The sequence below is a fragment of the Nocardioides sp. genome, from assembly GCF_047602075.1.
In the GTDB taxonomy this organism is placed as follows: Bacteria; Actinomycetota; Actinomycetes; order Propionibacteriales; family Nocardioidaceae; genus Nocardioides.
Map to the genome: position 1 here is coordinate 65,091 of NZ_JASGIF010000001.1, position 13,070 is coordinate 78,160.

The 13,070-nt window shown below is 69.0% G+C and carries 12 protein-coding genes; 8 read left to right on the forward strand and 4 right to left on the reverse strand.

Annotated elements, in window-relative coordinates:
* Positions 1 to 35 precede the first annotated feature (35 nt).
* The 5 genes from QM714_RS00520 (at position 36) to ettA (ending at position 6,996) form a co-directional block, all read left to right on the forward strand.
* Positions 36 to 1,154, forward strand: a complete 1,119-nt coding sequence (locus QM714_RS00520) for a PrsW family intramembrane metalloprotease (protein WP_415096557.1) — start codon at positions 36 to 38, stop codon at positions 1,152 to 1,154.
* Complete coding sequence (locus QM714_RS00525) at positions 1,151 to 2,914, forward strand: dynamin family protein (RefSeq protein ID WP_415096559.1); 1,764 nt, start codon at positions 1,151 to 1,153, stop codon at positions 2,912 to 2,914. The genes QM714_RS00520 and QM714_RS00525 overlap by 4 nt, the downstream gene beginning before the upstream one ends.
* A 45-nt stretch (positions 2,915 to 2,959) precedes the next feature.
* Positions 2,960 to 4,615 carry a GTPase gene (locus QM714_RS00530; protein WP_415096562.1) on the forward strand — a complete coding sequence of 552 codons (1,656 nt, stop codon included), beginning with the start codon at positions 2,960 to 2,962 and terminating at the stop codon, positions 4,613 to 4,615.
* A gap of 149 nt (positions 4,616 to 4,764) precedes the next feature.
* Entirely contained in the window at positions 4,765 to 5,244 is a 480-nt protein-coding gene (locus QM714_RS00535; protein WP_415096564.1) for a single-stranded DNA-binding protein, read from the forward strand.
* 69 nt (positions 5,245 to 5,313) lie between these two features.
* Complete coding sequence (gene ettA / locus QM714_RS00540; RefSeq protein WP_415096566.1) at positions 5,314 to 6,996, forward strand: energy-dependent translational throttle protein EttA; 1,683 nt, start codon at positions 5,314 to 5,316, stop codon at positions 6,994 to 6,996.
* Positions 6,997 to 7,011: 15 nt separating this feature from the next.
* On the opposite strand, the gene QM714_RS00545 is transcribed toward ettA, so the two are convergent.
* Positions 7,012 to 7,491: a MarR family winged helix-turn-helix transcriptional regulator gene (locus QM714_RS00545; protein ID WP_415096568.1), complete on the reverse strand. Its 480-nt coding sequence runs from the start codon at positions 7,489 to 7,491 to the stop codon at positions 7,012 to 7,014.
* Positions 7,492 to 7,534: 43 nt separating this feature from the next.
* Between QM714_RS00545 and QM714_RS00550 the strand changes: the two genes are divergently transcribed.
* On the forward strand, positions 7,535 to 8,389 hold the full coding sequence (locus QM714_RS00550; protein ID WP_415096570.1) for an acyl-CoA thioesterase: 855 nt from the start codon (positions 7,535 to 7,537) through the stop codon (positions 8,387 to 8,389).
* Here QM714_RS00550 and QM714_RS00555 read toward each other — a convergent pair.
* Positions 8,373 to 8,747 carry a globin gene (locus QM714_RS00555; protein WP_415096572.1) on the reverse strand — a complete coding sequence of 125 codons (375 nt, stop codon included), beginning with the start codon at positions 8,745 to 8,747 and terminating at the stop codon, positions 8,373 to 8,375. The genes QM714_RS00550 and QM714_RS00555 overlap by 17 nt on opposite strands.
* A gap of 102 nt (positions 8,748 to 8,849) precedes the next feature.
* On the opposite strand from QM714_RS00555, the gene QM714_RS00560 reads away from it, so the two are divergent.
* Positions 8,850 to 9,275 carry an OsmC family protein gene (locus QM714_RS00560; RefSeq protein ID WP_415096574.1) on the forward strand — a complete coding sequence of 142 codons (426 nt, stop codon included), beginning with the start codon at positions 8,850 to 8,852 and terminating at the stop codon, positions 9,273 to 9,275.
* Here QM714_RS00560 and QM714_RS00565 read toward each other — a convergent pair.
* A complete protein-coding gene (locus tag QM714_RS00565; protein WP_415096576.1) occupies positions 9,250 to 10,125 on the reverse strand; it encodes a mechanosensitive ion channel family protein in 876 nt (291 codons plus the stop codon). The genes QM714_RS00560 and QM714_RS00565 overlap by 26 nt on opposite strands.
* Positions 10,126 to 10,160: 35 nt before the next feature.
* Here QM714_RS00565 and QM714_RS00570 point away from each other — a divergent pair, with 35 nt between their 5' ends.
* On the forward strand, positions 10,161 to 10,487 hold the full coding sequence (locus QM714_RS00570; RefSeq protein ID WP_415096578.1) for a hypothetical protein: 327 nt from the start codon (positions 10,161 to 10,163) through the stop codon (positions 10,485 to 10,487).
* Between the two features lie 7 nt (positions 10,488 to 10,494).
* Here QM714_RS00570 and pepN read toward each other — a convergent pair whose 3' ends face one another.
* Complete coding sequence (pepN, locus tag QM714_RS00575) at positions 10,495 to 13,038, reverse strand: aminopeptidase N (protein WP_415096580.1); 2,544 nt, start codon at positions 13,036 to 13,038, stop codon at positions 10,495 to 10,497.
* Between the last annotated feature and the right edge of the window lie 32 nt (positions 13,039 to 13,070).

A 13,070-nucleotide genomic window follows, 5' to 3' on the forward strand; every position in this document is an offset into this window, starting at 1 on the left:
CGGGAGCGGGGTGGCGCTCCGTTAGGCTTCCAGCCATGCCAAGAGCACGGCGATCGGGGCTCGGCTTCACCATCGTGGTGACGGTGCTGACCGTGGTCGGGGCGGCCGCGATGATGGTCGTGCTGGGCCTCTCGTCGGCCCCACGCAGCCTGTTCATCGCGACCCTGCTGGCATCGCTGCCGGTCGGTCCGCTGGTGGGCTGCTACGTCTGGCTGGACCGCTACGAGCCCGAGCCACGCCTGCTGTTGGTCAGTGGACTGCTCTGGGGCGGCTTCGTGGCGACCGCGGCGGCGCTAGTGCTGCAGGGCATCGGCTTCGCCGCCGGCGTCGACAGCCAACAGGCGCTGGCGATCCTGGCACCGGTGACCGAGGAGGCGTCCAAGGGCCTCTTCCTGTTCCTGCTGCTGTGGTGGCGGCGGCATGAGCTGGACGGGATCCTCGACGGGATCGTCTACGCCGGCATGGTCGGCATCGGCTTCGCGTTCGTGGAGAACATCCTCTATCTCGCGGCCGCCTACAACGGCACCGACGGGTTCGGTCCGGGCGGCACCCAAGCGCTGACCGCAACCTTCGTGATCCGCTGTCTGGCGAGCCCGTTCGCCCATCCGCTCTTCACCTCTTTCACCGGCATCGGGGTGGGCATCGCGGTGAGCAGTCGGAGCACGCTGTTGCGTTGGGTTGCGCCGATCGGCGGCTACCTGGTGGCGGTGCTCGCCCACGCGGCCTGGAACGCCTCGACCGTCTTCGGAGCCGAGAAGTTCGTCGGGATCTACCTGGTGATCATGGCGCCGGCGTTCTTGTCGATGGTCGGCTTCGCGGTCTGGTGCCGCCGCTCGGAGCGGAGGATGCTCACCGCCGCACTGGGCGATGCCGCCAACCGGGGCCTGCTGCCCGCCACCGACATCGGCTGGCTGGTCGACCTGGGCGCCCGTCGCCGCAGCCGTCGGTTCGCCCGCCAGATGGGCGGACGCCCCGGTGAGCAGGCCATGCGGGCCTATCAGCAGGCGGCCGTCGAGCTTGGCTTCCTGCACTACCGATATCTTCGAGGCACCCCGCCCCCCGACTTCGCTGCGCGCGGCCAGGAGTACGTCGCTCGCATCGCGGCCGCCCGCCCCTACATCTCGTTCCCCGGACAGGTGGTGCCCATCCGATGACGCTCGCTTCCTCCGAGCCCGGCATGGACGGCACCCGCATGCTCACCGCGCTGGTGCGGCTGCGGGGCGCCCTCCAGAAGGTGCGGCTGCCGTTGGCCGTGCCGGGTGTCGACGAGCAGCGCCAGGCGCAGATCGAGATGGTCGATCAGCTCGAGGACTATGTGATCCCTCGCCTGATGACCATCGATGCCCCGATGCTGACGGTGGTCGGTGGCTCGACCGGCGCCGGCAAGTCCACCTTGGTCAACTCACTGGTCGGCCACAAGGTCACCCAGCCGGGTCTGCTGCGGCCGACGACCAGGTCGCCGGTGCTGGTGCACCACCCCGAGGACGCCAAGTGGTTCGGACAGGACCGGCTGCTGCCCGATCTGGAGCGGGTCGCCCGCACCACCAGCGACCCCGGTGCGCTGCAACTCGTCCCCGCCGACAGCGTGCCGGAGGGGTTGGCGATCCTGGATGCTCCGGACATCGACTCGGTCGAGGAGCAGAACCGCACCCTGGCCGCCCAGCTCCTCGCGGCCGCCGACCTGTGGCTCTTCGTCACCTCGGCAGCTCGCTATGCCGATCAGGTGCCCTGGGACTTCCTGCGCAAGGCCGCCGACCGCTCGGCCGCCGTCGCGATCGTCCTCGACCGCACCCCGGAGGAAGCCGTCGAGACCGTCTCCACGCACCTGGCCCGGATGCTGGCGAGCCGTGGGCTGAAGGACTCCCCGCTCTTCATCGTGCGAGAGGGGCCGGTGAGCGAGGACGGCGTGCTGCCACCTGATTCGGTGGCCGAGATCCGCAGTTGGCTGGAGTCGCTGGCCGCCGACGCCGTCGCCCGCACCGCGGTCGTCCGCCAGACCCTCGACGGGGCGATCCGGACGCTGTCCCTACGAACCCATGCCGTGGCCGACGCTGCCGAGGAGCAGGCCGAGGCGGAGCGTCGTCTCCGCGAGGACGCGACCCGTGCCTACGACGAGGCCAGCAAGCGCATCGCCGAAGCGTCCGCCGACGGGACCCTCCTGCGAGGGGAGGTGCTCGCCCGCTGGCAGGAGTTCGTCGGCACCGGCGAGTTGCTCCGCTCGCTGGAGACCCGGATCGGTCTGATCCGCGATCGGATCGTCAACGCCATCAAGGGCCGTCCGGCGCAGGCCGAGCGGGTCACCGTGGCCGTCGAGTCCGGCCTGGAGACGCTGCTGCTGGAGAACGCGGAGGCGGCGGCCGAGCGCGCCGAGGCCTCCTGGCAGTCGCTCGCGTCGGGACAGGCGCTGCTCGCCGATGCGGGGGAGGACCTCGGTCGCGCCTCCCGGGACTTCCGACGCCGCGCGGAGCGCGCCGTGCGCGACTGGCAGCAGGGCGTCTTGGAGATGGTCCGCACCGAAGGAGCCGACAAGCGCACCAGCGCGCGGTTCATGGCGTACGGCGTCAACGGCCTCTCCGTCGCCTTGATGATCGTCGTCTTCGCCCACACCGGCGGTGTCACCGGCGCAGAGGCGGGCATCGCGGGCGGCTCCGCGGTGCTCGGGCAGAAGCTGCTCGAAGCCATCTTCGGAGACCAGGCCGTGCGCACTCTCGCCGAGCGGGCTCGTGCCGATCTCGACCGGCACGTCAGTGAGCTGCTCGATGCCGAGCGCGCACGCTATCTGGATCTCCTCGACAGCCTCCAGATCGAGGCGAACGGCGCCGAGCAGTTGCGCGAGGCCGCCCGGCGGGTGGACGACGTCCGATTCGCTCCGCATGCCGGTCCCGATTCGGGTGGTCCCGACCAACTAGGCTGAGGCCCGAGAAGGTAAAGCCGGACACTTCGCCGGTCGAGGGAGAACATGACTTCGTTGCTCGAGGGAGCGAAGCGACTCGTCACCCGCAGCGCCGATATCGACGGCCGGGTGGGCGGGCTCGCTGCTGCCGTCGACGCCTCCCGCGGCCGCCTCGACGATGCCCTGCTCGACGACGCCAGTGCGGTCGTCGACCGTGCTTCCGGGCGGCTGCGGCTCTCCGCCGACCACACGGTGGTCGCGATCGGAGGAGCCACCGGCTCGGGCAAGTCCTCGACCTTCAACTCCCTGACCGGATTGGACCTCTCCTCGGTGGGGGTGCGGCGGCCGACGACCTCCTGGGCCACGGCCTGCGTGTGGGGCCAGCAGGGAGCCGACGAGCTGCTGGAGTGGCTGGGCATCCCGCCGCGCCACCAGACCATGCGTGACTCGATGCTGGACTCCGGTCAGGTCGATGCCGCGATGCAGGGTGTGGTCCTCCTCGACCTGCCCGACCATGACTCGACCGAGGTCTCCCACCACCTCGAGGTGGACCGGCTCGTCGTGCTGGCCGACCTGATGGTGTGGGTCCTGGACCCGCAGAAGTACGCCGACGCGGCGATCCACGAGCGCTATCTCGCGCCGCACTCCGAGCACCAGGACGTCATGTTGGTCGTGCTCAACCACATCGACACGGTGCCGGTCGAGAAACGTGCCGCGATGGTCGACGACGTACGCCGCCTGCTCGCCGACGACGGTCTCGACAGAGTGCCGGTCCTCCCGGTCAGCGCAAGGACCGGCGACGGCATCGAGGAGCTGCGCCGCGAGATCACCTCGCGGGTCGCAGCCAAGAAGGCCGCTCGGCAACGAGTCGAGGCGGACGTCCGCAACGCCGCCGCCCGACTCGAGGCCGTCACCGGCACCGCCAAGCCCCGTCGCCTCGACAAGGAGCGGGTGGCTGCCTTGGACGACGCGCTCGCTGATGCCGCCGGGGTGCCGACGGTGGTCGCCGCGGTCCGAGACTCCACCCGGCTGCGGGCCAACCGAGCGACAGGCTGGCCGATCGTGGCCTGGTTGAGCAAGCTCAAGCCCGACCCGCTCAAACGCCTGCATCTCGACCTCGGCGCCGCCGGCAAGCAGTTGACCGGTGCCGCTCGGACCTCGGTGCCCGAAGCGACGCCCGTGCAGCGCGCCCGAGTCGACTCCGAGGTGCGCGAGCTGGTGGAGGACGTCACCCGCGATCTCTCCCAGCCATGGGCCAGCTCGGTGCGCCGCGCGTCGGTCTCTCGTTTCGACGAGCTCGGCGACCGGTTGGACGGCGCCTTGGCGCGCACCGATCTGGGCGTCGCCCGGCTCCCCGCCTGGGCCGGCGTGGTGCGGATGTTGCAGTGGCTGCTCACCCTGGCCGCAGTCGTGGGACTGGTCTGGCTCGGGGTCGTCTTCGTCTTCGACTACCTCAAGCTGCCGGCGTTGCCGCTCCCGGCCTGGCACGGCTTCCCGCTTCCGACGCTGCTCCTGCTCGGTGGGGTCGCGCTCGGCATCCTGCTTGCGCTCGTGTGTCGGCTGCTAGTCGCCGGCACCGCCTCGCGCCGCGCGAAGGCTGCCGACCACCGCCTGCGTGCCGTCATCGGCGAGGTCTCCCAGGACCTGGTCGTCACTCCGATCGACGCCGAGCTGGCCGCCTACGCCCAGGCTCGCGACGGGCTCGCGAAGGCGCTGAGCTAGTCACCACACCCTGCCCGGCCCGCGAAACGTCCACAGGCGGCCCGGAAAGGTCGCTCTCCACAACCGGCCGCTCCGCACGTCCGTTTCGTCGGCGGTGATGTCCAGCCTGGATCTCGGCGGGCACCGGCTCGCCCCGACAGGAGGACACCATGAACGACACGCACATCAGCTTCTGCGGCTGGGTGGGCAGCGACGTCACCCTCACCGAGATCGGCAACGGCGCCTCCGTGGCCAGCTTCCGGGTGGGCAGCACGCCGAGACGCTTCCGCAACGGCTCCTGGGAGGACGGCACCACAGCGTGGTACACCGTCAAGGCCTGGCGTGCCCTCGCCGAGCACGTGCACGACTCGGTCCGGCAGGGCGACGCGGTGATGGTCCAGGGCCGGCTGGAGGCCGACGTGTGGGACAAGGGCGACGGCACCAAGTCCGTGCGCTACGTCGTCGTGGCCACCGCGATCGGACACGACCTCAACCGGGGCACCAGCTCCTTCACCAAGACGGCGCGCAAGGAGGATGCCGCGGACCGGGAGGACCCGCGCGTGCGCGAGGTCATCCACTCCTACGACGAGTCGGGTCCTCGCCTGAACCACAACGGGGAGGAGTTGACGCCCGCCGAACCAGCGGCCTGATCGGCGACCGTTGACCGAGGTCGGTGTCGTTTCGGGTCTCACGGTGTCTCGACCGTAGGCTTGCTGACCATGGCGGACTACATCTTCACCCTGCGCAACGTGCGCAAGGCCCACGGGGACAAGGTCGTCCTCGACAACGTCACCTTGTCCTTCCTGCACGGCGCCAAGATCGGCGTCGTCGGGCCGAACGGCACCGGCAAGTCCACCCTGCTCAAGATCATGGCGGGGCTCGAGCAGCCCAACAACGGTGACGCGATTCTCGGTCCCGACGCGACCGTCGGGATGCTCCAGCAGGAGCCACCGCTCACCGAGGGCAAGACGGTGCAAGAGAACGTCGAGGAGGCCGTGCACGACATCAAGGCGAAGCTGGACCGCTTCAACGAGATCTCGGAGGCGCTGGCCGACCCGGACGCCGACTACGACACCTTGCTCCCCGAGATGGGCGACCTGCAGACAGACCTCGACCATGCCGGGGCATGGGACCTGGACAGCAGGCTCGACCAGGCCATGGACGCGCTGCGCTGCCCGCCCGGCGACGTCTTGGTCGACAACCTCTCCGGCGGTGAACGGCGCCGCGTCGCACTGTGCAAGCTGCTGCTCCAGCAGCCCGACCTCCTCCTCCTGGACGAGCCCACCAACCACCTCGACGCCGAGTCGGTGCAGTGGCTGGAAGGCCACCTGGCGTCGTACCCCGGCTGCGTGCTGGCCGTCACCCACGACCGCTACTTCCTCGACAACGTCGCCCAGTGGATCCTCGAGTTGGACCGCGGCAAGGCCCACCCCTACGAGGGCAACTACTCCACCTACCTCGAGACCAAGCAGGAGCGGCTGAAGATCGAGGGCGCCAAGGACGCCAAGCGCGCCAAGATGCTCGAGCGAGAGCTGGACTGGGTGCGATCGAACCCCAAGGCGCGACAGGCCAAGAGCAAGTCCCGCCTACAGCGCTACGAGGAGCTCGCGGCCGAGGCCGAGCGCTCCCGCAAGATCGACACCGCCGAGATCAACATCCCGTCCGGTCCGCGACTCGGCGACGTCGTGCTGGAGGCGCATGGTGTCGCCAAGAGCTTCGGCGACCGGCAACTCATGCACGACCTGACCTTCAAGCTGCCCCGCGCGGGCATCGTCGGTGTGATCGGCCCGAACGGCGTCGGCAAGACCACGCTGTTCCGGATGATCGTGGGCGAGGAGAAGCCGGACGCAGGCGACCTCAAGGTGGGGCAGACCGTCAAGATCTCCTACGTCGACCAGAGCCGCGGCGGCATCGACCCGCAGAAGAACGTCTGGGAGGTCGTCTCCGACGGCCTGGACCACATCAAGGTCGCCAACTTCGAGATGCCCTCACGCGCCTATGTCGCCTCGTTCGGCTTCAAGGGGCCCGACCAGCAGAAGCGGGCCGGCGTGCTGTCCGGCGGCGAGCGGAACCGACTCAACCTCGCCCTCACCCTCAAGATGGGCGGCAACCTGCTGCTGCTGGACGAGCCGACCAACGACCTCGACGTGGAGACCCTGCAGTCCCTGGAGGATGCGCTGCTGGAGTTCCCCGGCTGCGCCGTGGTCACCTCCCACGATCGGTGGTTCCTCGACCGGGTCGCGACCCACATCCTCGCTTGGGAGGGCGACGACGAGGACGACGCCAAGTGGTTCTGGTTCGAGGGGAACTTCGCGGCTTACGAGGACAACAAGGTCAAGCGGCTCGGCACCGAGGCCGCCCGACCGCACCGGGTCACCCACCGGCGGCTCACCCGCGACTGAACCACCAGGCTCGGCTCAGGTGCGCAGGTCCATCGCTGGGTGGGCCTCGACCAGGGTGTCGGTCACGGCATCCATCACCCGTCCGACCGCTGCGAAGTCACCGGCCGAAGCGAGATCGACCAAGTAGTTCCGAACGCCCTCGACATGGGTCACGGCGGCCTGCTCGAGCACCTCGAATCCGCGGTCGGTGAGGATCGCCAGCCGACCGCGGCCGTCGTCGGGTGAATCGCAGCGCCTGACCAGGTCGGCATCCTCCAGCCGTTTGACGGTGTGCGTGACCCGGCTCCGGCTGTGCGCGAGAGCATCGGCGAGGCGCGCCATCCGCATCTGCCGGTCGGGTGATTCCGAGAGACGGACCAGGATTTCGTATTCCGTCAGGGACAGGCCGTGCGCCTTCTGCAGATCCTCGTCGAGCCGGTCGAGCAGGAGGGTCATCCCCACGATGAGCGCACGCCACGAATGCTGTTGTCGGGTGTTGAGCCATCGGGTCGCCATGGTCTGACACTATCGTCGGGTGCGGCACCTCTATCGATGTCCGATGCGCTGGGCCGACCTGGATCTGCTGGGTCACGTCAACAATGTGGTCTACGTCGACTACCTGCAGGAGGCCCGCGTCGACCTGATGAGATCGCAGGTCAGCGGTGCGCGCTCGGCCGGTCTGGCCGAGGGAATCGTCGTCGTCCGGCACGAGGTCGGCTATCGGGCGCCGCTGCTCTTGGACCGAGGGACCGTCGACATCGAGTGCTGGGTCACCGAGGTCCGACCGGCGTCGTTCACGATGGCCTACGAGGTCTTCCACGCAGATGCGCGAGATGACACCGATAACGGCCGGCAGGTCTATCTGCGGGCCAAGACCCTGCTCACGCCGTACGTCTTCGCCACGGAACGGCCGCGACGGATCACCCCCGACGAGCGGACCGGCCTCGAGCTGTTCCTCGAGCCGGACGACCGGGTCAGGCCACGACCGGCACCCGAGATCCGCCGCACCGAGATCGGGCACTGGCCGGTGCATGTCCGCTTCTCCGATGTCGACGCCTATGGCCACGTCAACAACGTGAAGTACTTCGAGTACTTCCAAGAGGGCCGGATCTCCTACGTGTCCCGACTCTGGAGCGGGCCCAGTCCACACGTCACCGGCATGGTCGTCGCGCAGGTGGACGTGGACTATCGGGTGCCGCTCGTCTTCCGTGCCGAGCCCTACGACCTGTGGTCCCAGGTCAGCCGGGTCGGACGCCGGTCGATCTCCCTCGAGGCGGCGATCTGCGACGGGGACACCGTGTGTGCCGCGGCCACGGTCGTGCTCGTCTTCTGGGACCCGGCCACCGGACGATCGGTGGAGCCGGATCCTGGGGTGCGTGCTCTCGCCGAGGCCCAACTCAGGCCAGTTGGTTGACCATCGACTCGGCGGCATAGGTGAGGTAGGTCCAGAACCGCTCGTCCTGTTCCGGCGTGAGGCCGGCTGCGTCCAGTCCGTCGCGCATGTGCCGGAGCCAGCGGTCACGCTGGTCGGGTGTGACGGCGTACGGCGCGTGCCGCATCCGCAGACGCGGGTGTCCACGCCGCTCGGAGTAGGTCGTCGGACCACCCCAGTACTGCGCCAGGAAGAGGGTGAGCCGCTCCTCGGCAGGCCCGAGGTCCTCCTCTGGATAGAGCGCCCGGAGAGGATCGTCGGTGGCGACGCCCTCGTAGAACCGGTGGACGATGGTGCGGATGGTGTCCATGCCGCCGATCTCGTCGTAGAAGGTGCTCACTCCGCTATTGTGCCGAGCCCGGTGGCGCCGGGTGGCATCGGTGTCGTTGACACGGCGTGGAAGACTCGACTCGACCATCACCCGATCAGCCAAGGAGCCTCGATGAGCACGACTCGCACCGCGACCACTCGCTGGGAAGGCAGCCTGATGGAGGGCTCGGGTCAGGTGACCCTGGCCTCCTCCGGTCTGGGCACCTTCGACGTCTCGTGGCCGTCCCGTGCCGAGGAGCCAGGAGGTCAGACCAGCCCCGAAGAGCTGATCGCCGCCGCCCACTCGGCCTGCTTCTCGATGGCGCTGTCGCACGGCCTCGCTCAGGCCGGCACCCCGCCGACCTCGCTCGACACCAGCGCAGCGGTGACCTTCCAGCCCGGCACCGGCATCACCGGCATCCACCTCACCGTGGTGGGCGTGGTCCCGGGCCTGACGGCGGAGGACTTCCAGGCTGCCGCGGAGGGCGCGAAGGCCAACTGCCCGGTGAGCGCCGCGCTGACCGGCACCACCATCACGCTGGAGGCATCCCTGGGGTAGCCCCGCCGGCTGGCGGGGTCACCGGCGGGGGGACCTTGATCCCTTCGTCGTCGAAGGTGGTCTTGATCCTGGCGCGCAGTTCGCGAGCCACCCGCCACTGCTCCATCGGCGCGGTCTTGAGCACCACGCGCATCGTCACGCGGTCGGCGCCCAGATCCTCCACCCAGACCTGCGGCTCGGCGATGACCAGCGATTTGTACTCGGGGTCGTGCCACAGGTCTCCGGCCACCTTTTCGAGCACTGCTTTCGCCCGGTCGATGTCCTCGGTGTAGGACACCGCGATGTCCAGCACGGTGCGCGCCCAACTCTGACTCATGTTGCCGACCCGCAGGATCTCGCCGTTGCGGACATACCAGACCGTGCCGTTGCCGTCGCGCAGTCGGGTCACCCGCAATCCGACCGCCTCCACGGTCCCGGTCGCCTCCCCGGCATCGACCACATCGCCGACGCCGTACTGATCCTCGAAGATCATGAAGATCCCCGACAAGAAGTCCTTGACCAGGCTCTGCGCACCGAAGCCGAGAGCGACACCAGCGATGCCGGCGCTGGCGATGATCGGCGCGATGTTGACGAACTCACTGAGGATCATCGTTCCGACCACGGCGAAGGTGACCCCGCTGATGATGCTCTTCAGCAGGCTGCCTATGGTGCGTGCGCGCTGCACCCGGCGAGAGGGGTCCGTGGTCGACAGAGCCGCCATCCGGTCCGGCAGAACGCCGTCCTCGGTGCGGCGCACGATCCGGTCGATGGCCCGAAACAGCAGCCACCGCACCACCAACCCGCCGACGATCAGACCGACGACGGCCAATGGCCAGCCGAGCAGTCGTTGGCCCACCTCGCGCCAGTCCATGTCGCTTAGTATGTCGGGCTCGTTACTCTATGGGCGTGACCATCCAGGCTGCCGTTCGTCGTACCGTCCGTCTGAGCATCGTCGTCGCCGCTGTCGGGCTGGCGCTGGCGGCTTGGCCCGCGCAGGCGGCGCCGGTGGGGTGGAGCGATCCTGCCCCGGTGTCCTGGCAGGAGGTGGTCCTGGTCTTCGTGGTCGGCCCGCTCGTCCTCGGGGGAGCAACTGTGCTGCTGGCCTCGCTGCCCAGTCTCGTTGGCGGCGCCCAGGCTGCGCCCACGGTCACCGAGCTGGAGCCCGTCGAGAGCAACCTCGACGCGATCCTCGGCGGCCACGAGGAGCCGGCCGCGTTGGAGTCGCGCGACTAGGGAAGCGCTATTCGGCGTCCCTGGCCTGCGCGGCCAGGGCGCGGGTCATGTCCGACAACCCCTCACGCACGTAGCGCTTGGCGGCCGGATTGGCCGAGGAGCTCTCCAACCACTGTTCGATGCGCTGCGCCGCCTCGGGGGAGACCAGCGGCATCGGGAACATGCACTCCAGCGCGGTCGAGGCGCGCTGGGTGCCCTTCTCCTCCCAGATGGTGTCGGCCACTTCGAGATAGCGCTCGAGGTACGGCGCCAGCAGCGCGGCCTGGTCGGGCACCGGGAAGGCGATCGCGATCTGACGCTGGGTCTCGTTGGGCACGTCGTCCCGCTCGATCGCGTCGCGCCAGGCCTGGGCCTTGGCGTCCTCGGTCGGTCGGACCGTCCGTGCCCGCGCTGCGTGCTCCTGCCCGGAGATGGTGTTGTCGCGGGTCAACTCGGCAGCGATCTGGTCCTCGTCGACGCGGCCCGCGCGGGCCAATGCCGTCAGCAACGTCCAGCGCAGGTCCGCGTCGACCTCCAGGCCCGGGAGTCGGCGGCTGCCGTCGAGCAGACCGGCGACGACGTCCAACGCGTCGTCCGATCGGGCGGCGGTGGCCAGGGCACGGACGAAGGCGAGCTGGTGGTCCGAGCCGGCGTCCGCCCCATCGAGCAGCCGCAACAGGCCGGACTCCCATCGCGCCCGGAGCTCGGCGCGTCGAGCCGGGTCGGAGTAGTAGTTCGTGGCGATGTTGACGTAGGCAGGCAGTCGGCTCACGGCGGTCGTGTCGGTCTCCGAGGCGATCCCCCGCAGCACCAGCTCCACGAAGTCTGTGGTCGACATCTCCGCATCGCGGGTCATGTCCCAGGCTGCGCCCCAGAGCAGCGCCCGAGCCAGGGAGTCGTCGACCTTGTCGATCGAGGACACTGCGGTGGCCAGGGAGCGCTGGTCGAGCCTGATCTTGGCGTAGGTGAGGTCACCGTCGTTGAGAAGCAGCAGGTCCGGCTGGCGGACGCCGACCAGCTCCGGCACGTCGGTGGACTCCCCGGAGATGTCGATCTCGAGCGAGGAGCGTCGCGACAGGTGGCCGTCGACGAGGTCGTAGAGCCCGATCCCGATCCGGTGCCGGCGCAGGGTCGGGAACGCGGGGATCGCCGACTGCGCGACGGTGAAGGAGGTGTAGGTGCCGTCCTCGCCGACCTCGAAGGCCGGGGCTAGGGTGTTCACTCCCGAGGTCTGTAGCCACTCCTGCGCCCAGGAGGTCAGCTCGCGGCCGGAGGACCGTTCGAGCGCGCTGAGCAGGTCGGAGAACTCCGAGTTGCCGAACTGGTGAGCCTTGAAGTACTCCCTCAGCCCGGCCAGGAACTCCTCGATGCCCACCCAGGCGACCAACTGCTTGAGGGTGGAGGCCCCCTTGGCGTAGGTGATGCCGTCGAAGTTGACCTCGACGGCCTGGAGGTCGTAGTTGTCGGCCGCGATCGGATGGGTCGACGGCAGCTGGTCCTGCCGGTAGGCCCAGTTCTTCCGTGCGTTGGCGAAGCCGGTCCACGCCTCGTCGAAGGCGGTTGCCTCCACCATGGCGTGGTGGCTGGCCCACTCCGCGAACGACTCGTTGAGCCACAGGTCGTCCCACCACTTCATGGTCACCAGGTCGCCGAACCACATGTGCGCCATCTCGTGCAGCACCGTGTTGGCGCGCTGCTCGTAGAACGCGTGCACCTGGCGGGAGCGGGGGAGGTACTCGTCGCGGAAGGTGATGCAGCCGGCGTTCTCCATCGCGCCCATGTTGTACTCCGGCACGTAGAGTTGGTCGTACTTGCCGAACGGGTAGGGGAAGTCGAAGGCGTCCTCGAAGAACGCGAAGCCCTGCTTGGTGACCAGGTTGAGGTCTTCGTGGTCGAGGTGGTCGGCCAACGATTGTCGGCAGAAGTGGCCGAGTCGGATGGTGCCGTGCCGGCCGACGTACTCGTCGTAGACGGCGTGATACTCACCCGCCACCAGCGCGGTGATGTAGGTCGAGATCCGCTCGGTTGGCGCGAATCGCCACACGGCGGTCTCGTCCGACAGCTGCTCGGGCTCCGGCGTCGGGGAGTTGGAGACGACTGTCCAGTGCGCCGGTGCGGTGACGTTGAAGGTGAACGTGGCCTTCAGGTCCGGCTGCTCGAAGGTGGTGTAGACGCGGCGCGCATCCGGCACCTCGAACTGGGTGTAGAGATAGACCCGCCCGTCTGCCGGATCCACGAAGCGGTGCAACCCCTCACCGGTGTGGCTGTAGGGCAGCTCGCAGAAGACCCGCAGCTCGTTGTCCTCGGCGAGATCGTCGAGGCGGATCCGCTGGTCGCGGTAGACGTCGAACGGGTCGAGAGTGCGGCCGTTGAGGGTGATCTCGTGGACGGTCGCACCGTTCAGGTCCGCGAAGCTGGCGGCCCCTGGCTGCGAGCACGAGAACCTGATCACGGTCGTGCTCTCGAAGACCTTGTCGGACACGGTGAGGTCCAGGTCGATGGTGTAGGACTCGACGGTCAGGAGCGAGCTGCGGGTAGCGGCCTCGTCCCGGGTCAGGTTGGTTCCAGGCATGCGAGGCATCATGTCACGGCCCGGCGCGTGGG

Coding starts and splice junctions, on each gene's coding strand:
- QM714_RS00550 (WP_415096570.1), top strand. CDS start 7,535: ATGCGCTGGGCCGACCTGGATCTGCTGGGTCACGTCAACAATGTGGTC.
- QM714_RS00530 (WP_415096562.1), top strand. CDS start 2,960: ATGACTTCGTTGCTCGAGGGAGCGAAGCGACTCGTCACCCGCAGCGCC.
- QM714_RS00520 (WP_415096557.1), top strand. CDS start 36: ATGCCAAGAGCACGGCGATCGGGGCTCGGCTTCACCATCGTGGTGACG.
- pepN (WP_415096580.1), bottom strand. CDS start 13,038: ATGCCTGGAACCAACCTGACCCGGGACGAGGCCGCTACCCGCAGCTCG.
- ettA (WP_415096566.1), top strand. CDS start 5,314: ATGGCGGACTACATCTTCACCCTGCGCAACGTGCGCAAGGCCCACGGG.
- QM714_RS00565 (WP_415096576.1), bottom strand. CDS start 10,125: ATGGACTGGCGCGAGGTGGGCCAACGACTGCTCGGCTGGCCATTGGCC.
- QM714_RS00525 (WP_415096559.1), top strand. CDS start 1,151: ATGACGCTCGCTTCCTCCGAGCCCGGCATGGACGGCACCCGCATGCTC.
- QM714_RS00535 (WP_415096564.1), top strand. CDS start 4,765: ATGAACGACACGCACATCAGCTTCTGCGGCTGGGTGGGCAGCGACGTC.
- QM714_RS00545 (WP_415096568.1), bottom strand. CDS start 7,491: ATGGCGACCCGATGGCTCAACACCCGACAACAGCATTCGTGGCGTGCG.
- QM714_RS00560 (WP_415096574.1), top strand. CDS start 8,850: ATGAGCACGACTCGCACCGCGACCACTCGCTGGGAAGGCAGCCTGATG.